The organism is Marinobacter sp. OP 3.4 (genome assembly GCF_036224885.1).
Lineage (GTDB): Bacteria > Pseudomonadota > Gammaproteobacteria > Pseudomonadales > Oleiphilaceae > Marinobacter.
The window spans coordinates 1-20849 of sequence record NZ_JAVVLT010000007.1 but is presented as its reverse complement, the minus strand read 5'-3'; the positions used below and the strand labels follow the sequence as shown (position 1 = coordinate 20849).

Below are 20849 nucleotides of genomic sequence, written 5' to 3'. Positions count from 1 at the left end.
TTTCTGCAGGGAAACGTTGTCTGAGCGAAGCGAGTTTGACGTTTTCCGGAAGAAAAGCACCCCCACTCCTCGGCCTTTCCCAAAACCTCAGGCTCCAGGCCCTATCTGCCCAGGATCACCAGGCACGGGACAGGCCGTACACCCACATGCCCACGCCCACCATCGCCAGGGAACCCAGCACATGGACCAGTACACTGACCAGGGCCATCAGCCATTTGTCGGCCTCGATGGCGCCCATCAGTTCCAGTGAGAAGGTGGAGAAGGTGGTCAGCGCGCCGCACAGCCCGGTGATCGCCAGCAATCGCCACTCCGGCGACAGGGAACTGTGGCTGAACCAGCTGATGAAGAAGCCGGCCAGCCCCGCCCCGATCAGGTTTGCCACCAGGGTGCCAGGCTGCAGGGTATGCCCCGGTCCGTTGAACCAGAGGCTCAGCGCCCAGCGCAGGTTGGCGCCGATCACGGCGCCAACACTGACCGCCAGGAACGCCCAGCCGCTCATGCCGGGTTATGGTCAATCAGGGTGGACTTGTCCATGGCCAGGGCATCGAAGGCAAAGTCATCCACCGTCAGCATCTCGAGGACGTTCTTCTCGTACTCACGCATGAAGGTGATTTCCTCCTCGCTGAGGATGTCTGCCTTGCGGGCCGCCTCGAACTGTTCCTCCGGATGCAGCGCGTCCATGGGCAGTTCTCCCTTGGCCGCCGCCTTGCCCACCTTGCGGTAGATACCCTCGGCCCGTTCGTACTCCTTCAGCAGGGCGTTGTACTGGGCCACCGGGTTGGGTCTGTCATCGCCCGCTTCCTGGGAGATGGGCGTCAGCAGCTTGGTCCGTACCGGGGTATCGGTGGAGATGGCCCGGGCCACACGGCGGGTCAGGTCGTCGTGGGGCTTGTCCCAGCGACGCCCCAGGGGCATGGTGATGGCCCGCAGGGCCAGGGCCACCGGCCGGTTCGGCAGGTTCTGCAGCAGTTCGTCGAGGGCATTCTCGGTGCGATACAGCAGCAGGCCCATGCTGTACTCCAGCAGGTCGGCCTCCCCTTCCACCGGCTGGGTCTCATGCCAGTGCTTGAGCACCATGGACGCCATGTACAGGTTCGCCAGCATGTCCCCCAGCCGAGCGGAAATCAGTTCCCGCATCTTGAGCTGTGAGCCCAGGGTGGTCATGGCGGCATCGGAACACAGGCCAAAGGCGGCGCTGAACCGGGCCACGCCCTGGGCATAGCGCCGGGCGGTACTGTCGAACGGTACCTCGGCCCTGCCGAATCCCAGCGCCTGGGTAAAAGCCCGGGCGGCGTTACCGAAGATCAGTCCGGCGTGGCTGAAGAAGGCTTCATCGAACGCCTTCTCGTCGTCGTTGTCCTTGGCCGCCAGTTCCTTCAGCACGTAGGGATGGCAACGGATGGCGCCCTGGCCGAAGATCATCAGGCTGCGAGTCATGATGTTGGCGCCTTCCACGGTGATGGACACCGGCGCGGCGGAGAACCCGATCCCCAGGTAGTTGCGAGGCCCCAGGGTCACCGTCTTGCCGCCATGCACGTCCATGGCATCGGTGAGCGTGGCCCGCTGCATTTCCGTCAACTGGTACTTGAGGATGGCGGACGGCACTGCCGGCTTCTCGCCGTTGTCCACCATGTTGGCGGTCTGCAGCACCGCCGACTGGGCGATGTAGCAGTAGCCCCCGATACGACCCAGGGCTTCCTGCACACCTTCCATTTCCGCCACCGGGGTATTGAACTGGCGACGCACCCGGGTGAAGCCCCCGGCCACGCCCACCGAAGTGGCAGCGGAACCCGCGGCTCCGGACGGCAGGGTGATGCAGCGGCCCACGGACAGGCACTCCACCAGCATGCGCCAGCCTTCACCGGCCATCTCCGGCCCACCGATAATGAAGTCCAGCGGGATGAAGACATCCTTACCAACGATGGGGCCGTTCATGAACGGGCTGCCGATGGGCCAGTGGCGACGGCCAATCTCCATGCCATCGGTATCCCGGGGAATCAGGGCGCAGGTGATGCCCAGGTCCTTGTCTTCCCCCAGCAGGCCATCCGGGTCGAACATGCGGAATGCCAGACCCACCACGGTGGCAATGGGCGCCAGGGTGATCCAGCGTTTTTCGAAGTTGAGCTTCAGGCCCAGCACTTCCTTGCCGTCGTAGGTGCCCTTGCACACGATACCGGTATCCGGCAGCGAGGTGGCATCGGAGCCCGCCCGGGGACCGGTCAGGCCGAAACAGGGAATCTCACGGCCATCCGCCAGCCGTGGCAGGTAATGGTCCTTCTGCTCGTCGGTCCCATACTTGAGCAGCAGCTCGCCGGGACCGAGGGAGTTGGGCACACCCACCGAGGTCATCAGCACCTCGTTGGCCGCCAGCCGTTGCAGTACGGCGGACTGGGCCTTGGCGGAGAAACCCAGACCTCCGTACTCCTTGGGAATGATCATGCCGAGGAATTTTTCCTTCTTGATGAACTCCCAAAGCTCGGGGGGCAAATCCGCCCGCTCGACGGCAATGTCCCAGGCGTTGCACATGGACACCGCTTTCACACACTGGTTGTCCAGGAACGCCTGTTCCTCCTCGGTCAGCCCGGTGTTGCGGTTGATCAGCAGGTTGTGCCAGTCCGGCCGACCGGTGAAGAGTTCCCCGTCCCAGCCCACGGTGCCGGCGTCCAGCGCCACCTGCTCGGTGGCGGACACCTTGGGGGCCACCTTCTTGAACATGGCAAAGGCCCGCGGGGTCAGCCAGCTCCGACGAAACCGGGGCAGGCCGGCGGCTGCGGTCACCACGGCGCCGGCGAACAGCAGCAGGGTCAGCCAGCCGGACGCGAAGATCCATGACAGCAGGCCGAATACCACCATGACGGCGATGGCGGGTGTGGCACCGGCTTCACGCCGCATCACGGCCAGCAGGGCGGCGGCCGCCAGGATAAACAGTATCAGGGTCATCATAGGCGCTCTCTTGTCCTCCGGACAGTGGTCCAAAAATGGATCAGGCCTCGCAGGCCATCCTTGTAAATATCAGCCTTATGTACGCCAAAATTACCGGAACGGATGGGAACTGGCCAGCGCTCCGGCCTAACAATTCATTGATTTGCCGAGTCCTGATGGCACCGTAACAGACAGACCATCCTTTTTACGCGGTAATCACCACCCGAATGGCCTCCATGGCCAGTTCCGTCCGTCCGATGGCATCCTCGGCGGCGGTGAGCTGCTCACGGAAGTAACGGATCTCCTCATCCCGCACGGCGGGGTTATGGCGCTTCAGCGCCTCCAGCCGACGGACCTCGGGCTCCAGCATCTGGCGGACGCTGACCAGGGCCTCATCCCGCGCCGGCTCAAAGCGTGGCTCCGCCAGCACCCGGGCGTGGTCCACCAGGGTCTCGACTTCGGCACGCACCCTCGGCACCACGGACTGGGCGGTGCGGCGGGGGATATTGGAACACATGCCGTTGAGGCGGTCGTGGGGCAACACCTCCGACAGATCCCGACCGTTGACGTCCACCAGCACCCGGATGGGTGACAGCGGAAGGTATCGGGACAGTTGCAGGTTGTCCGGAGCAGGACAGTGCACCACGAACACCGCCTCCATCATCACGGTGCCCGGCTGCAACCCCTTGACCGAGATGGTGGACAGGGCCGCCTTGCCCAGGCCGGACCCGAGCACCGAGTCCATCACCCCGGTCATCACCGGATGCTCCCAGCTCATGAAGGCGATGTCCTCGCGCTGGAGGGCCTTTTCCCGGCTGAAGGTGGCCGTCATGCCCTCGTCCGGCACCAGTTCCAGTTGCCCGGAATGCCGTTGCTCGCTGGGGCGCAGGATATCGGTGTCGGTGGAGTGCTCCTCCACATCCACCCCGAAGATATCGCAGGCGGTGTGCAGGTAGTCCCGCAGGCGGCTGTCATCCTCCTCCTGTTCAATATCCCGGATCAGGTCAGCCGCCTCCTGCGGTCGGCAGGAATTGAGTTCGATCAGGGCGTCCCGGCCCGCCTCCAGTTTGGCCCGCAGGTCGCCGGCCAGGGTGGCGGTGCGGGCCACCAGTTCATCGATGCCGCTGGCGTCACCGTCCATCACCGCCTGCCACTGGTCCCGGACCTGGTCGAGGACCGGCATGCCAATGGCGCAGCTCTGCTCGAACGCATCCAGCCCGTCCCGGAACCACTGCATCTGCAATTCCGCCGTGGTGCCTTCCAGGTAGGGCACGTGGATATCGATGACATCACCCTGACCGATCCGGTCCAGGCGGCCAATGCGCTGTTCCAGCAGGTCCGGGTTGGCGGGCAGGTCAAACAGCACCAGGTGCCGGGCAAACTGGAAGTTGCGGCCCTCGCTGCCGATTTCGGAACAGATCAGTGCCTGGGCGCCCTGCTCCTCCTCGGCGAAATAGGCCGCCGCCCGGTCCCGCTCGATCAGGCTCAGGTGCTCATGGAAGGCGGCACTGCGGATGCCGGCCCGCAGTTGCAGGTGCACTTCAAGCGTCATGGCGGTTTCGGCATGGGCACAGATGACCACCACTTTCTCCCGCTTGAGGGACTTGAGGGTCTGCTCCAGCCACTGCACCCGGGGGTCCTCGGCAAGCCAGGTCTCGTCCGTCAGGCGCTGTTCGGGGGTCAGGCCGGCAATGCCCCAGAGATCGCCCTCCTGCCGGTACCGTTCCGGGCACGGCAGGGGCACTGTCTGCAGCCGTCGTTCGGGGAAGCCCCGGACCGAGGAGCGGGTATTGCGGAACAGCACGCGACCGGTGCCATGGCGGTCCAGCAGGGCATCGACGATGGCGTTCACCGGATCGTCCGCCTGCATCAGGCCCTCAAGGTCATCGCCCAGCCACTGGGCCAGCGTTGCCTGACGTTCGGGGGACGGGGGCTTGCCGGACGCCAGCAGCTCCCGGACGACGTCGTTGATGGCCTGGTAATCCCGCTCCTGCCGGCGGAAGCTTTCCAGGTCGTGAAAGCGGGCCGGGTCCAGCAGGCGCAGGCGGGCGAAATGGCTTTCCTCCCCGGCCTGCTCCGGCGTCGCCGTCAGCAACAGCAGGCCCCGGGTTTCTTCCGCCAGGCTTTCCACCGTCGCATACTCGGGACTGGCCTGCTCCGGGCTCCAGCCCAGGTGGTGGGCCTCGTCCACCACCATCAGGTCCCAGCCCGCTGCCACCGCATCCCGCTGGGCCAGGGTATGGCCGGTGATAAAGTCCAGGGAACACAGCACCAGTTGGCTCTGTTCGAAGGGGTTGGGCTGTTCCTGTTCCTCTTCCTCCGGGTCCGACTCGGTGAGGGCTTCATAACTCGAGTGGTCCACGATGGAGAAGCGCAGGTTGAATCGCCGCAACATTTCCACCAGCCACTGGTGGATGAGGGAGTCGGGCACCACCAGCAGTGCCCGACGGGCCAGACCCGTGTGCAGCTGGTAGTGGAGGATCAGGCCGGCCTCGATGGTCTTGCCCAGACCCACTTCATCCGCCAGCAGCACCCGGGGGGCATAGCGGCTGGCCACCTCGTGGGCGATGTAGAGCTGGTGGGGCAGGTGCTGGGTGCGGGCCCCCAGCAGCCCCTGTACCGGTGACCGGGACAGGCGATCCTGATGCTCCAGGGTAGCCAGTCGCAGGCGGAAGGCGCCATTACGGTCGAACTGGCCGGCAAACAGCCGCTGATGCGGAGCCGAGAAGTTCACCTGGCTGGCCAGGCGGACTTCCGAGACTTCCTGAAGGTTACCGGTGTCGTCGGCGGCGTGATAGATCAGCACGCCCCCCCGGTCTTCCACCGCCTGCACCGTGAGCACCTGGCCGTCAAAGATTTCAATGGCCTCGCCCATCTGGAAGACGATACGGGACAGGGGCGCACTGTCGATGGCGTAGGTCCGTTCCTCATCCGACGCCGGAAAGCCGAGGGTAACGGTCCGACCGGCGACATCCGTGACAATCCCCAGGCCCAGGGACGCATCCGAATGACTGACCCAGCGCTGGCCAATGGCAAAAGCAGGTGCTTCCAAGAATCCTCCCAATCAGTTCAATGGCAATCATGGTGGGGCACTGTCGTCCCCCAGTAAGGTTAACGGCGGGCAATGGCCGTCGGATCAGGCTCCCTGATCCAGAATGCGGTGGCCCCGCAGACCGCCGCCGGCACCACGAACAGGTTCACCACCGGCACCATCGCCAGCAGCGCCACCGGTATGCCAAAGCCCATGGCGCTGAGGCGCCGGGCCGCCAGGCGCCTTCGCAGCGCCCCGAAACTGACACGGTGGTTGTCCGCAGGGTAGTCCACGTACTGCAGTGACATCATCCAGCTGTTAAAGGCGAACCAGAGCACCGCCGCCACCAGGTTCACCACCGGAATCAGGCCGATAATAAACAGTAGCAGGGCCCGGGGCAGGTAATAGAGAATCTTCTGGACTTCCCGGCCCAGGGCCCGGGGAATATCCTTGAGTATCTGCATCCAGCCCCCCTCGTCACTGACCTCCTGGCCGGTGAGGTACTTCTCCGTCTGCTCCGACAGGAAGCCATAGAACGGGGAACCGATCAGGTTCGCCAGGATGACGAAACCGTAAGCGAAAACCAGCAGTATCACCACGGCGTATAACAGCCAGAACAGCCAGTCCAGGGCCTGGAGCCACTGCCAGTCAGGCAGCCAGCCCATGACGATGCCGATAAGCATGGCGAAGCCCTCGGCCATGGCCCAGAACAGGACAACAAACAGCAGGAGGTTGAGGATCAGGGGAATAATGACAAACAGCCGCAACCCCGGCTGCCGGATCAACCCAAACCCCTCGCCGAGGTAGCCCAGGCCCTGGAAAAAGTTACCTTGCAACATGCTCGCAGCCTCATGACGCGTGGCGATGACGGGGCGCAAAGCATATCATGAAGCCACGGAGGCCCAGAACAGGCTCAATGTCCCCTGATAAAAACAGGCTTCCAGGTAACACCCACAGCCGGACAGGTTATGCGACTTCCAGAACTCCTCCACAAACTGATCATGCTTCAACCACTCTGGCGAACACTGTTCTGCATCTCCATCGCATCCATTACCTGGCTGGGATTCACCAGCGAGCCCTACCCGATACCCTCCGCCACCAGTGACAAGATCAACCACATGATGGCATTCATGGAGCTGGCCATCCTGACACGGCTCGGCTGGCCACTGCTCGGGCTGCCGGCTCCGCTGCTGGTGCTCACCGGTTTCGGCCTGGCGCTGGAACTGGGGCAGTCGATTACCCCGTGGCGGGATTTTGCCGTCACCGACCTGCTTGCCGATGTGGCTGGAATCCTGTTGGGATACGGTTTGATGACGGTGGTTTTCCGGCTGTGGAACAGACGCCCGCAAGGCTGACGATCCGGTTTTGCTACTTTGGCCATTCCTCGTGTGAGATATTTCCTACATTGATGTGAGAATCCGTCGCGACATCGCGTGGGTGATACCAACCCGACGGATCAGAAAATATCTACCAAGCTGTTTTTAAAGGAATTAATATTCCATGCATTCACCTGTGACAGAATCATCATGGTTTTGTCATGCGCTTAGAATTTTCAGCTTGGTATAGTGGGAACCGTCAGGGATGACAAGGAAGAGGAAGACGCATCGGATGCTCCTCACAGGAAGATGGGGGGAAGCAGGGACCTTACGGATAAAAGGCTTAAGGGAAAACCTATTACGGACCGCTGGCTAGGACGCCGGCGCCAGGGACCTGGCCAGGACAATACCGCAGCGGGATGGCTGCACCAGAGCATGGACGCTACGACCTGTTCCGACGAGGGCAATCCGCAAGGGTTGCCCTCTTCTTTTTGTGTCTTCGAATTACCCTCCGGCCCGGTACAGCCTTACCTGGTTGAACTCCTCGAACTCATTCAGGTCCGGCCAGGTTGTGGCGGAAACGGTTCCCGTCACACGATACCCCGGCTCCTCCAGATCCCGGACCCGGGAGTCCGCCAGCAGGACATTCCCCGCCGCCGCTCGGAAGGCCTGCAGGAATGGCCGGTTGTCCTTGTCATAGAGCACATCCGCCGCGGTAATCAGGTCCAGCGACGCGGGGCGCCGATGCCAGTCGCTACAGGGCGTGATACGCACCCCATTCAGGGCGGCATTGGCCTGGGCGGCCGCCAGGGCGTCCTCATCCATATCACAGGCAATGACTTCAGCGGCACCGGCCCGGGCAGCGGCGACCGCCACGATGCCGGACCCGGAACCGAAGTCCAGCACCCGCCGCCCTGCCACCACCTGCGGATGGTCCAGAATCCACTGGGCCAGAACCTGGCCGCTGGCCCAGCAGAACGACCAGTAGGCGGGCTCGGCCACCACCGCCTGGGCCTCATCATGGCTCAGCGGTCCTTCGAGTATCCGGGGGTCGAACAGGTACAGCGGCAGTGACGGGCACCCTGCCGGCCTCGACACGGCCAGGCGGCCCCGGGGAAGGGTACGGCGGATGGCATCGGCCAGTCCGGCGGGAACGGGTGGTAGTGTGGTCATGGCTGGCCTCCGGAATCAGAACGGGCGCATTCTACACCGCTGCCGGAGGAATGTGGTCACCCGTACCCATCCAGGCAGGCTCACGACAGGCCTGCGGATCATCCGTTATACTGGCCGTCCCCTTATTCTTCACTGGATGACGACGATCCGCTGGCATGACTACCCGACCCGACACCGATCAGTACCGTCAGCTCTTCCTGAGCGACACCCCTTTAATGGATGTGAGAGCCCCCGTCGAGTACGCTCGGGGCAGCTTCCCGAATACGGCCAACGCGCCCCTGATGAACGACGATGAGCGCCACCGGGTTGGCATCTGCTACAAGGAGAAGGGCCAGGAGGAAGCCATCCGCCTGGGCCACCAACTGGTCTCCGGCGACATCAAGGCCGAGCGGATCGAGGCCTGGAAGCGGTTCGCCATCCAGCACCCGGATGGCTACCTGTTCTGCTTCCGGGGCGGATTACGGTCACGGCTGACCCAGCAGTGGCTGAAGGAAGCCGGCATTGACTACCCCCTGGTCAAGGGGGGGTACAAGGCCCTGCGCCGTTTCCTGATCGATTCCCTGGACGATGTCATCCAGCAGGGCACCTTCCACGTAATCAGCGGACGTACCGGCACCGGCAAGACCCGGGTACTGCATGACATGCCCAACCCGGTGGACCTGGAGGGTCTGGCCAACCACCGGGGTTCCAGCTTTGGCCGGCAGGTGACGCCGCAACCGTCCCAGATCGACTTCGAGAATGCCCTCGCCGTGGCCATGCTCAAGGCACAGGACCGGGGCGGCCCCATCTACCTGGAGGATGAAGGCCGGCTGGTGGGCCGCTGCAGCCTGCCACTGGACCTGCGGGAACGGATGGCCTCGGCGCCGCTGCTGATCCTGGAGCGGCCGCTGTCAGAACGTATCGCCATTATCCGCGAGGACTATGTGGAGGACATGCTCCACAATTACCGGCAGCGGGATGGCGAGGCCGCCGGCTGGGAGAACTTCTGCGACTACCTGCTCAGCGCCCTGGACCGGGTCCGCAAACGCCTGGGCGGCGAACGCCACCAACGCCTACGGCGAACCATGGAGGACGCCCTGGCCCTACAGGGGGAATCCGGCGACCTGTCGGGCCATGAAATATGGATAAAATCATTACTGACCGACTATTATGATCCAATGTATGACTACCAGCTCAGCCAGAAGTCCGGCCGGATTGCCATGGCAGGAGGGCCCCAGGCTCTGGTGGACTGGGCGACACGGCAGTAACCCCGGGGCCGCACCGCAAACCGGATGCCATGCTGCGTCCGGCTCCTGGTGACCGCCACCTCAGGAATCACCATTCATTCGAAAGCGTCAGGAGACAGTATGGAAGACCTGTTTGGAGCAAACGGCAAAGCCAGTGAATGGCTGGACATGGCTGTGCAGATGATCATGCAGTACGCCCCCAAGGTGGTGCTGGCCATCGTCACCCTGATCATCGGCCTGTGGCTGATCAACCGCGTGGTGAGGTTGCTCGACGCCAGGCTGATGGCCAAGGACCCGACCCTGGCCAAGTTCCTGGGCGGCCTGATCGGCATGCTGCTGAAGATCATGCTGCTGATTTCCGTGGCCTCCATGGTGGGCATCGCCACCACCTCCTTCATCGCGGTTATCGGTGCCGCCGGCCTGGCGGTGGGTCTGGCCCTGCAGGGCAGCCTGGCCAACTTTGCCGGCGGCGTCCTGATCCTGATCTTCAAGCCGTTCAAGGTGGGTGACACCCTGGAGGCCCAGGGTTTTCTGGGGGCAGTGGCGGAAATCAACATTCTCTACACCATTATCAACACCTTTGATAACCGCCGTATCGTCATTCCCAACGGCTCCCTGTCCAACGCCTCGCTGGTGAATGTGAGCTACTACGACACCCGGCGCTGCGACCTGATGTTCGGCATCGGCTACGGCGATGACATCGACAAGGCCAAGGCCATCATCAAGCGCTGCATCGAGGAGAATGACAAGGTGCTGGCCGAGCCGGCCCCGAACATTGCCGTCGCGGGACTGGGCGACAACTCGGTCAACATCATGGCCCGCCCCTGGGTGAAGACCGACGACCTGTGGCCCACCTACTGGGAACTGACGGAAAAGGTCAAGAAGGCCTTCGACCAGGAAGGTATCTCCATCCCGTTCCCACAGCGGGACGTGCATGTATACCAGCATGCCATCTCCGGCCAGGACAAGGCCGAGTAATGGGTTACCGGGTCGCCCCGGCGGGCGGCCCGGCATTCCCCTTCCGTTGATCCATCGTCCACGACGTCCCATTCATGGGATTCGGGTGGTCTGGATCACAGTCTTTTATGTCATCCCCTCGCAATCCCCTCCCAGTTGGCTAAGCTAGGCAATAACGAACCTGGCTGCGCGCGCCCTGGCGTAGCCACATACGTCGCACTGGCAGGAGGTAGCACTATGCCGGGAAAACAACTCAAAGCCTTCCTTGAAAAATCCGGGGCCGATTTCATCGCCCTGACCCATCCCCCCGCCTACACTGCCCAGCAACTCGCCCACCATGGCCGGATCCCCGGAGACCGGGTGGCCAAGACCGTGATCATCGAACTGGACGGCAAGATGGCCATGCTGGTCATGCCCTCCACCTGGCGTATCCACTGGGACCGGCTCAGCGATGTCCTGGAAACCGACTTCCTGGAACTGGCGGACGAGATGGAATTCAAGGATCGCTTCCCGGACTGTGAGGTGGGCGCCATGCCCCCCTTCGGCAACCTGTTCGGCATGGTGGTCTACTGCAGCGAAGCCCTGACCCGACAACCCGACATCGCCTTCGCCGCCGGCTCCCACGAGTCCTCCATCCATATGAAGACGGAAGATTTCCTGGCCCTGGTGGATCCGGTGGTCATCGAGAAGGGCTTCATCCGTCCCGGAGCCCGCAAACCGGCGTGGATGCACAAGCGCCAGAAGACCACTGCCCCGTCGGAAGAGCAGATCGAGCGCTGGGAACTGGCGGGTTATTGAGCCCCGGCAGGGATAGCCGCTTGCCTGCACCGGCAAGGTCCGTAAACTGGGGGTCTGACCAGGAACGTTCTTATGACTCAGACCTTCGACTTTATCGTGGTGGGTGCCGGCATGGTCGGCGCCGCCATTGCCAATGGGCTGGCGGACCAGGGCCACAACATCGCCCTGATCGACCAGGGCCGGCCCCCGGAATTCGACGACCAGGGTGACCCCGACATCCGGGTATCCGCACTGAGTGTGGGCAGTGAACACTACCTGCGCGACCTCGGCGTCTGGCACCAGATGCTGGCCATGAGGGCCACCCCCTACCGACGCCTGTCGGTCTGGGAAGCCCGGGACCATCCGGTCAGTCAGTGGCTACCCGGCCAGCCTCCCAGGACCACCTTTTCCGCCGCCGACCTGAAAACGGACCATTTGGGCCACATCGTCGAGAACCAGGTCACCCAGGGGGCCCTGTGGCAACGGGCCGAACAGCAGGACACCATCACCCTGTTTGCGGGCTCCGGTGTGGAAGGGCTGACGGAACAGGACGACACAGCCTGGGTGACGTTGCAGGACGGCCGCGTGATCAGCGGGCGCCTGGTGATCGGCGCCGATGGGGCCGGATCACGGGTGCGCCAGCTGGCCGGCATCGGCGTCACCCGGGATCAGTACGGGCAACAGGCCATGGTGGCCAGTGTCCGCTACCGGGGCGCGCCCCGGGATATCACCTGGCAGGCCTTCCACAGCTCTGGCCCTCGGGCCTTCCTGCCGCTCCATGACGCCGGCCCGGGCCACGCCGGGGAAAGCTGGGCATCGCTGGTGTGGTACGACGACCCGGCTACCCATGCCGAACTCAAGGCCTTGCCGGACGCCGACTTCCTGGCACGGGTGCAGACCGCCTTCCCGGACGACCTGCCGCCCCTGACGGCGGTGGCCGCCCGGGCCAGTTTCCCCATTGCCCGTCAGCATGCCCACTGCTATTACCAGGGCCGGACGGTGCTGGTGGGGGATGCCGCCCACACCATCAACCCCCTGGCCGGCCAGGGGGTAAACCTGGGCTTCCAGGACGCCCGCTGCCTGCAGACCCTGCTGGACGAGGCCCGGCGCAACGGCCAGGACCCGGCATCACCGTCGTTGCTGGCCCGGTACGAGGAGCAGCGCCGCCCCGCAAACCGTCGTATGATGCTGGCGATGGATGTGTTCTACCATCTGTTCAGCAACCAGCTGACGCCGCTGTGGGCCGCCCGCAACCTGGGCCTGGGGCTTGCCCAGACCCTGCCGTTTGGCCGTAACCGGGTGGCACGCTACGCCATGGGCCTGGACGATCATCTGCCCGCTCCCGTGGAAGCGCTGCTTCGCCGTGCTCCGGCATTGGGGCGATTGACGGGGTTATGACCCAAAGCTTGCAGATGGCATCATGACCGTTCACCAGAGAACCACCAACAAGGACCCAGAGATGGCCGAAACGATTTTCACCAAGATCATCAACCGCGAGATTCCCGCCGATATCGTCTACGAGGACGATGTCAGCCTGGCGTTCCGGGACATCAACCCGCAGGCACCGGTGCACCTGCTGATCATCCCCAGGAAGGAGATCGCCACCATCAATGACATGCAGGAAGACGACCGGGAGCTGATTGGTCACCTCTACTGGGTGGCGGCCAAACTGGCGAAGGACATGGGCTTTGCCGATGACGGCTACCGGACGGTCATGAACTGTGGTGAGAATTCCGGGCAGACGGTGTTCCACATCCACCTGCACCTGCTGGCGGGCAAGCCCCTGGGCTGGCCGCCCTATACCGACCGCATGAAGAAAGGCTGACGCCTGGACGGGGCCGGATAATCACCCGGCCCCGTGTCACCCTCAGTTTTCAATCAGCCTCGCCTGCTCGACCCGTGCCAGGGGGATCGGCACCATCATGGTGCCGCCATGGAGTCGCCGGTTGAACTGTAGCCGGCCATTCTCGATGCCCCTGATCCGACCGTCCACACGACGGCCATCGGTCAGCGTCAGGCGGACATCCTGGTTAAGGTGCTGGTGCAGGCTGCCGGTAATATCCAGGGGATCAGCCGCCGGTTCTTCCCGATCCTGCCCGGACTCTTCCGCTGCGGCGGTGTCCACCGGTTCCACACTGGCCACGCTGAACGATTCCGGCGCCTCCCCCGCCACGGCAACGGACGGACTCAGTCGACCGGACAGATAGGTGGGGTCCATGCTCATGGACTGGTCGTTGGCGTCCAGGCTCGGGTAGGGCTCGATGGCCAGGATCAGGGCGTCGCTCTGTCCGGAGGTGAAACGTCGGTAGGCGTCCACCAGGGTATCGCTGGGCTTGAGCCCTTCCCGGTTCCAGACCTGCATCCAGGCCTGTTGGTGATGATCCGGATAGTCGGCGCGGGCCACATCGGCTTCCCCGGCGCAGAAGTCATTGCGGCGCTCGTTGAGGCCGGTATCGGTGATAGCGACCTTGACCTTGCTGACCTTGGCGTCACTGGCGGTATTGAGGTTGAGGGCCGCCGTGGGGTTGAGGTCCACCGCCATATCGGTCACCAGGCGGACCATGCCACGGGATACCACATCAAAATCCAGGTTCATGCGGGTGCCGGAATGGCTCATGCGGTAGCCGATGTTCATGTCCGCCACCCAGACGCCGTAGCCCATGTCCATGTAGTCGTCGATACCAAAGTAGCTGCGATCACCACAACCCGCCGTCATCAGCCTGGACACCAGGGTACTGGGGCCCGCCTGGGCTTCCATATTGCGGAACAGGGAGGAATCCAGGTCCACCTCGAAGCCATTGACCTTGATGTGCATTTCTTCGGGAATCTCGCGCTGGTCCAACTGGAAGGCAATGCGATAGAGCTCGAACAGGTGGGCGGTTTCAAACCGGACTTCCTCCACCCGGTACTCCTCCGGGGTACCGTGGGGCGTAAAGCTCAGGTCGGTGATGCTGAGTGCACCCATCGGCGACACGGAAACATTGTCCCAATCGAACTGGCCGAACAGGGACAACTGCCTCTTCGAGACTTCCAGCCCCTCCTCGACCTCACTGGTAATTCGGTAATTGGCATAGAACACACCGGCAACGGCGGCCACCAACAACACCAGCAATACGCGCTTCATAGTCACATCCCTTTTGTATGGTTCGCCTTCCGACCCTGCGGGCGCTCCGTTGGCCGGCAATTCATTAACGAATATACATAATTAACCCCACTCCCGGTAAGTGCCGTTTTGTCAATCTGTGTAATGTGTGCAACTTCCAACAGACCGGTTGAAACCTGGGATATCATGCCCCGGCGAGCGGGTTTTCATGGGGGCCGGATGGCCGCAGGCGGCCCGATCTGCAATCATGTGGGCAAGGGAGCCCTTGAATAGCGTCTTGCCTGCTCAGGCTCCCAAGAGCTGTAAGGAACCACACCGTGAAGAACGACTGCCATTACCACCCCGGCGAGCCCGCCAAGTGGCACTGTGGAGAGTGCCTGATCCACTACTGCTCCGGCTGCATGCCGGACGCCGATCCGCGCCGGCAGACCGGGCTCTGTCCCCATTGCGGACGGAACATGCGCTACCTGGGCGCCGCGACGGAAGTGGAGCCCTTCTGGCAGCGGCTGTCGGCGTTCTTCCGCTACCCTTTCTATTCCGATCCGCTGCTGGTGGTGATCATCTGTACCGTGGTGCCACTGTTCCTCAGCCCGGGCCTGGTGGGCTGGATCATTTACATGGTGCTGCTACTGATACTGATCAAATACTGCTATACCGTGATCCGGCACACCGCCAACGGCCACATGAAACCGCCCCCGGTGGCCGAGGCCTGGTCCGGGGATGGCTTTGCACTGGGCCTGCAAAGCTTTGTGGTGGTCGTCGTCATGATTGCCGCCGTCACCTCCGCCTTTGCCCTGCTGGGGCCGCTGCCCGGCCTTGTGGTAATGGGCCTGGCCTACCTGGCGGCGCCCGCCTGCATCATGATCCTGGCCATGGAAGACTCCATCTTCCCGGCCCTGAACCCACTGAATATCACCGCGCTGATCTCATCGATTGGCTGGCCGTACTTTGTGTTCTACGGCTTCCTGGTGCTGATGTCCCTTGCCTCCGCCGCCGCGCAGGAAATGGCCTTTGTGCACTTCCACCCGGTGGTTGCCTATCCTCTCGGCGGTTTCCTGAGCAGTGCATTCATGGTGATCGTCTTTCACATGCTCGGCTACCTGCTGTTCCAGTATCAGGAGGAACTGGGCTTCGCCAGCGATTTCCAGGAAGAGGACGCGCCGGCGGACCCGAACCGGGACCGGTCCCGCCGGGTGGATGCGGACATCGACATGAATCTCAAGGAAGGCAACTACAACCGGGTGGCGGGAATACTGGAGGAAGCCCTGAAGCGGGACCCGGCCAACCCCAACCGGCTCAATCAACTCTACCAGCTCACCCTGGCCCGCCATGACCTGGATGCCCTGCACCGCCACCACGCCAAGCTGCTGCGCTGGATGGTAGCCCATCGCAAACACCGGGACCTGAAAACCCTGCTCACCCTGCTGCGTGAAAAGTACCCGCAGTTCCAGCCCCAGGAGCCGGAACTGGTGGTGGCCTGCGCCGACCTGCTGTTCCTCCAGCACGAACCCAAACCGGCCCTGCAACTGCTGAAGGATTTCCACAAACGCTTCCCGGACAGCGACCAGATTGCCCCCGCCTACATCCTGGTGGCGCGGATCCTGGCCAACGGTTTCGAGCAATGGGACAAGGCCGCCAACTTCCTGAAGTTCGCCGCCAGGAGCACCAGCGACCCGGAGACAAAGGATGCCATCACCGCCTACCTGGCCCAGGCCGAAAAGCGGGAGCCACTGAAAGGCCCGAAGGCAACCTTCGCCCCCGCCTCCGACATCAGCAACGCCGCCTCGTAACACCGGCCTGGCACAAAAAAACGGCAGGGCCTTCCGACCCTGCCGTTTTCCTGATCCACGCTTGTTGGTGGCTGCTGCCTCAGAAGCCCTTCAGGCTGGCCACACGGTCCGCGTGGTAGCGGAAGTCGCCCAGCAGCAGTTGCGCCGGGCGGGCTCGCTTCATGAACAGGCCGATGTCGAATTCATCGGTCATGCCCATGCCGCCGTGCAGTTGCACGCCTTCGTTGGTGACCAGTTCCGCCACCTGGCTGGCCTTCGCCTTGGCGGCGCTGGCCAACAGGGAGGCCTGCTCATCATCCGCGTCCAGGGCCATGAAGGCCTTCAGTACCATGGACTTCACCTGCTCCAGCTCGCTCCACATGTGCGCGGCGCGGTGTTGCAGGGCCTGGAAGGAGGAGATGTACACGCCGAACTGCTTGCGCTCCTTCATGTAGGCCACGGTGCGGTCGAAGGCTTCGCTGGACAGGCCCAGCAGTTCCGCCGCCATATGGGCACTACCGATATCCAGCAGTTTCTGCAGCGGCCCGGCGCCCTGGTCCTTCTCGCCCAGTACGGCATCGGCATCCACGGCCACGTTCTGTAGCTGAACCTTGGCGTAGTTGCGGCCGTCCGGGAAGATGGTGCGCTCGACGCTCACACCTTCCGCCTTCGGGTCCACCAGGAACAGGGTGATGCCCGACTCGTCACGTTCGCCACCGCTGGTGCGGGCGGACACGATCAAGGTGTTGGCGATATGGCCGTCCACCACAAAGGTCTTGCTGCCGTTGAGCACGAAACCGCTGCCCTGGGGTTCCGCCCTGGTGGCCACACGAAGGGGCTGGTGGCGTCCGGTCTCGTCGATGGCCAGGGCCGTCAGGTGGCTGCCGGTGGCGATATCGTTGAGGATTGCCTTCTGGCTATCGTTACCCGCCAGCATCAGGGCACAGGCGCCCAGCACACCGGAGGCGAACAGTGGCGAGGCGGCCAGGGTGCGACCGCCCTCTTCCATCACCTGCCCCATGCCCACGTGGCCAAACTCGGAGCCGCCGTGGCTTTCCGGGATCAGGGTGCCGGCCAGGCCCAGTTCCACCGCCTGGTTCCAGAATTCCGGCACATACCCCAGCGGGTCTTTCTCGTCCCGCAGTTTGCGTAGCTGGGATACCGGCGCCTGTTCGCCGAACAGGCCCTGGGCGGCATCCTTGAGCATCTGTTGTTCTTCAGTCAGTACAAGCTTTTGCATGATGGTCTCCGCCCTTAGCCCAGTCCGAGAATATTCTTGGCGATGATGTTGAGCTGCACTTCCGAGGTGCCACCCTCAATGGAGTTACCCTTGGTGCGCAGCCACTGCTGGGGCAATGCCCCGGCGGGTCGGTTGTCGCCTTCCCAGAGCAGGCCTTCACTACCGAAGGCGGCCACCAGCAGTTCATAGCGGCGCTTGTTCAGCTCGGTACCGGCCAGCTTGAGCATGGCGGACACGTTGCCCACGCCCTGGCCTGCCTTGGCTTCGTCCTTGGCCCGCTCGGAGGTCAGTTCATGACCGATGGAATCAATGGTCCAGGAGGCAATATCGGCACGCAGCAGGGGATCCGCCAGCTTGCCGTCTTCCAGGCCGACCGCGTCCACCGCCAGCTGGGCCAGGGTTTTCTGGCCCGCGGCGGTGCTGCCGAAGCCACTGATCATGCTGCGCTCGTGGGTCAGCAGGTACTTGGCAATGGTCCAGCCCTTGTCGATCTCGCCCACCACCTGGTCCTTCTCCACGCGGACATTGTCCAGGAAGGTCTCGCAGAAGGGGGATTCACCGGAGATCAGTTTGATGGGACGGGTGGATACCCCCGGGGTTTCCATGTCGAACAGGACCAGACTGATACCTTCCTGCTTCTTCACATCCGGGTTGGTGCGCACCAGGGCGAACATCCAGTCCGCCTTGTCGGCATAGGACGTCCAGATCTTCTGGCCATTGACGATGAAGTGATCGCCCTTATCCTCGGCCTTGGCCTGCAGTCCCGCCAGGTCAGAACCGGCCCCCGGCTCGGAGTACCCCTGACACCAGCGGATCTCGCCCCGCACGATGGGCGGCAGGTGCTGCTGCTTGAGGGCTTCGGAACCGAACTTGAGGATCGCCGGACCAATCATCCAGACACCGAAGCTGTTCAGCGGCGGACGCGCCTGGATGCGGGCCATTTCCTCCAGCAGCACCTTGTGCTCCTCGCGGCTGAGGCCACCACCGCCATACTCGGTGGGCCAGTCCGGCGCGGTCCAGCCCTTGTCGGCCATACGCTCCAGCCACAGGCGCTGGTCCTCGCTCTGGAATTGGAAGTTGCGGCCACCCCAGCAAGCGTCCTTGTCGCTCTTGAAGGGGGAACGCATGCTCTGGGGGCAGTTCTCTTCAAGCCATGCCCGGGTTTCCTGACGGAAGGTATCCAGATCAGTCATGCTTGCTCTCCTTGGGGGCAGCACAGGATTGGGTCATCGGGGACCGGATTGACGGTCTTTATAATGGACAGTGTTGTGATTGTGCTGCCGGTGTCACTATGGAATTCAGTTCCGCCCAGCAAAAGCCAAAAGCGGAAAACCGAAAGAATAATGCCTCATCCCTGGGTGTCCTGTCATGCCCTTAACGCCATACTCTTTTTCGGACACAGAACTTTTCCAATGCTTTCAATTAGTTATTGATATTCATAACAATACACTAATGTACGGAAGGATAACGAAATCCGATGGGCGTGACAAACCCCCGGAATTTCACAATGCGGACGCGAGCTGCGAATTTGTCAGGGCCTGGTCAGAGCGTCTTCAGGAGCATGCGATACTCATTGGCCTTGGGCTCCATCTGGCGCTTGCTGAACTCCTCCGCCAGCAGACGCCCGGCTTCCCGCACCATGTCGACGCTGCCCGCGGCCTTCACTTTCGCAAACGCCTTCTCCGCCAGTTTCAGGTCGTCGCCGCGCAGGGCCGCGAACAGCACCCGGTTATGCTCCTCCGGCGCCAGGGGCTGGGTGGATTCCGCCAGTTCCAGGTATTCCTGCCAGGTGGCCAGCAGATTTTCCGGCTGTTGCAGACGCAGGTACTGGTTCATCAGGGCCACGGCCCGCTCCCTGTAGGCAGGCTGGTCCGGTCGCAGCTTATCGAGATGGTACAGGTGCTCCAGCAGCACCGGGCGGTCCGGGTTGGCCTGCCACAGGGATTCGAAGCGCTGTCGGGCCAGGGGAAAATCCATCCGCGACAGGGCTTCCATGGCCTTGGCGTATTCTTTGGTGAAGGCTTCATCCTGCTCCTCCGGCTCCGGCTCGTAGAACGACTCCCGGGCCTGGAACCAGCCCTTGCCCATGAGCAGGATCAGGCCGGCCCCCGCCACCAGACCGCCGGCATGGGCCATATAGGCCACGCCGTCGCCGGTATCCGACCAGTAGAAGTAGAGTTCCTTGAGCAACCACACCGGCAGGAGCACCAGGGCCGGCGCCCGGAAATAATTGAAATAGAAACCCAGGTAATAGAAAAACCGGATCTTCCTGAGCCCGAAGAAAACCACATACATGCCCATCAGCCCGGCAATCGACCCGGAGGCCCCCACCAGCGTTACCGGCTCGCCCCAGTGAAACGCGGCGTAGGTCAGGCCGGCCACCGCACCACTGAAAAGATAGGCCAGAAGATAGCGACCGGCCCCCAGGGCCCGTTCCACGGTAAAGCCCAGCAGGAACAGCACCACCATATTGCCGATCAGGTGGCCCCAGCCGCCATGGAGAAACTGGTAGGTGACCAGCGAGTAGGCGTTGAGATCAGACGGCACCAGCCCCGATTCCCGGCTGCTCATACGGGACAGGTACTGCTCCTCAATCCGCTCACGCTCCGATTGCCAGTGTTCCCGGTCACGGGTCGCCATCAGGATGTCACGATTGTCCTGCAGATAGTCGTGGAAAAACGGATCGCTCAGTATCAGCGAGCTCAGGGTGCCCCGGTCCCCCTCTTCCTCCAGATACCGCAACCAGTCCAGCAGGTCCTGAAGCTCATCCTGGCCCTCAAAGCTGATCTTCCGCTCCAGATAGTCCTCATAGATAGGCGCTTCCAGGCGATCGAGATCGGCCTGTACATACTGCGACACGGCCTCACCAAACAGCTCCGGATCCCTGGACTGATAGAAAACAAACACCAGCACACAGGCGAGCATCAGGGCAAACGTCATCCAGGGTGGATGACGCCAGTCGATCTTTTTCTCAGCGGGAACTATCAACATGCGGGCATACCGTCATACAACATCGTCTGACTCTACCGCGTCCCCGCCAGCCCTGTGGGATCAGGTGCCAGGGACCAAGCGGCACATTTCATCATAATCCATCGGTGATCAGACGGATTTTTACCACAGCCCGGCCAGCATTGCGCGCTGTAATGGCCATGAGGGACAGGACAACTGTCAAATTTTCCCGAAACGAGGAACAGCGCATGTCACACAGGCGTCACAACAATGTCATTCAATGGCGGCAATCACCCGTGGGGATAAAGTGTGTCGGCTGGGTGATTCGCTGACCTACTGAGCCACTGAGGGCCTTGAGAGCAAGGCGCGGTGGCGAAGGTTTGGTG

The 20849-nt window shown here is 62.8% G+C and carries 16 protein-coding genes; 7 read left to right on the top strand and 9 right to left on the bottom strand.

Annotated features, from left to right (window positions below; translation table 11 throughout):
- Positions 1-115 precede the first annotated feature (115 nt).
- The 4 genes from crcB to cysZ all read right to left on the bottom strand — a co-directional run bounded on the left by crcB (position 116) and on the right by cysZ (position 6792).
- Positions 116-499, bottom strand: a complete 384-nt coding sequence (gene crcB / locus RO069_RS01090; RefSeq protein WP_328184721.1) for a fluoride efflux transporter CrcB — start codon at positions 497-499, stop codon at positions 116-118.
- Entirely contained in the window at positions 496-2940 is a 2445-nt protein-coding gene (locus tag RO069_RS01085; RefSeq protein WP_328184722.1) for an acyl-CoA dehydrogenase, read from the bottom strand. Before RO069_RS01085 ends, crcB begins: the two co-directional genes overlap by 4 nt.
- 187 nt (positions 2941-3127) lie before the next feature.
- Positions 3128-5974, bottom strand: coding sequence for an RNA polymerase-associated protein RapA (gene rapA / locus RO069_RS01080; RefSeq protein ID WP_328184719.1), 2847 nt, complete (start codon positions 5972-5974; stop codon positions 3128-3130).
- A 59-nt stretch (positions 5975-6033) separates the two neighbouring features.
- The gene (cysZ, locus tag RO069_RS01075; protein WP_328184718.1) at positions 6034-6792 is read right to left on the bottom strand and encodes a sulfate transporter CysZ; all 759 of its coding nucleotides are present in this window, start codon (positions 6790-6792) and stop codon (positions 6034-6036) included.
- A gap of 129 nt (positions 6793-6921) precedes the next feature.
- On the opposite strand from cysZ, the gene RO069_RS01070 reads away from it, so the two are divergent.
- Complete coding sequence (locus tag RO069_RS01070; RefSeq protein WP_328184717.1) at positions 6922-7308, top strand: VanZ family protein; 387 nt, start codon at positions 6922-6924, stop codon at positions 7306-7308.
- 465 nt (positions 7309-7773) lie between these two features.
- On the opposite strand, the gene RO069_RS01065 is transcribed toward RO069_RS01070, so the two are convergent.
- Entirely contained in the window at positions 7774-8442 is a 669-nt protein-coding gene (locus tag RO069_RS01065) for a class I SAM-dependent methyltransferase (protein ID WP_328184716.1), read from the bottom strand.
- 155 nt (positions 8443-8597) lie between these two features.
- Here RO069_RS01065 and mnmH point away from each other — a divergent pair, with 155 nt between their 5' ends.
- The 5 genes from mnmH to RO069_RS01040 all read left to right on the top strand — a co-directional run bounded on the left by mnmH (position 8598) and on the right by RO069_RS01040 (position 13227).
- Positions 8598-9689, top strand: a complete 1092-nt coding sequence (gene mnmH / locus RO069_RS01060) for a tRNA 2-selenouridine(34) synthase MnmH (protein ID WP_328184715.1) — start codon at positions 8598-8600, stop codon at positions 9687-9689.
- A gap of 99 nt (positions 9690-9788) precedes the next feature.
- On the top strand, positions 9789-10646 hold the full coding sequence (locus RO069_RS01055; RefSeq protein ID WP_328184714.1) for a mechanosensitive ion channel family protein: 858 nt from the start codon (positions 9789-9791) through the stop codon (positions 10644-10646).
- Between the two features lie 216 nt (positions 10647-10862).
- Entirely contained in the window at positions 10863-11423 is a 561-nt protein-coding gene (locus RO069_RS01050; protein WP_328184713.1) for an aminoacyl-tRNA deacylase, read from the top strand.
- A 72-nt stretch (positions 11424-11495) separates the two neighbouring features.
- The gene (locus RO069_RS01045) at positions 11496-12800 is read left to right on the top strand and encodes an FAD-dependent monooxygenase (protein WP_328184712.1); all 1305 of its coding nucleotides are present in this window, start codon (positions 11496-11498) and stop codon (positions 12798-12800) included.
- Between the two features lie 61 nt (positions 12801-12861).
- Positions 12862-13227: a histidine triad nucleotide-binding protein gene (locus RO069_RS01040; RefSeq protein WP_328184711.1), complete on the top strand. Its 366-nt coding sequence runs from the start codon at positions 12862-12864 to the stop codon at positions 13225-13227.
- Between the two features lie 42 nt (positions 13228-13269).
- Here RO069_RS01040 and RO069_RS01035 read toward each other — a convergent pair whose 3' ends face one another.
- Complete coding sequence (locus RO069_RS01035) at positions 13270-14526, bottom strand: hypothetical protein (protein ID WP_328184710.1); 1257 nt, start codon at positions 14524-14526, stop codon at positions 13270-13272.
- Between the two features lie 296 nt (positions 14527-14822).
- On the opposite strand from RO069_RS01035, the gene RO069_RS01030 reads away from it, so the two are divergent.
- Positions 14823-16295: a hypothetical protein gene (locus RO069_RS01030; protein ID WP_328184709.1), complete on the top strand. Its 1473-nt coding sequence runs from the start codon at positions 14823-14825 to the stop codon at positions 16293-16295.
- 79 nt (positions 16296-16374) lie between these two features.
- Here the strand turns inward: RO069_RS01030 and RO069_RS01025 are convergent, their stop codons facing one another.
- From RO069_RS01025 to RO069_RS01015, 3 genes are all read right to left on the bottom strand, one after another.
- Positions 16375-17514, bottom strand: a complete 1140-nt coding sequence (locus RO069_RS01025; RefSeq protein ID WP_328184707.1) for an acyl-CoA dehydrogenase family protein — start codon at positions 17512-17514, stop codon at positions 16375-16377.
- 14 nt (positions 17515-17528) lie between these two features.
- Positions 17529-18707, bottom strand: coding sequence for an acyl-CoA dehydrogenase family protein (locus RO069_RS01020; protein ID WP_328184706.1), 1179 nt, complete (start codon positions 18705-18707; stop codon positions 17529-17531).
- Between the two features lie 349 nt (positions 18708-19056).
- Positions 19057-20505, bottom strand: a complete 1449-nt coding sequence (locus tag RO069_RS01015; RefSeq protein ID WP_328184705.1) for a rhomboid family intramembrane serine protease — start codon at positions 20503-20505, stop codon at positions 19057-19059.
- Between the last annotated feature and the right edge of the window lie 344 nt (positions 20506-20849).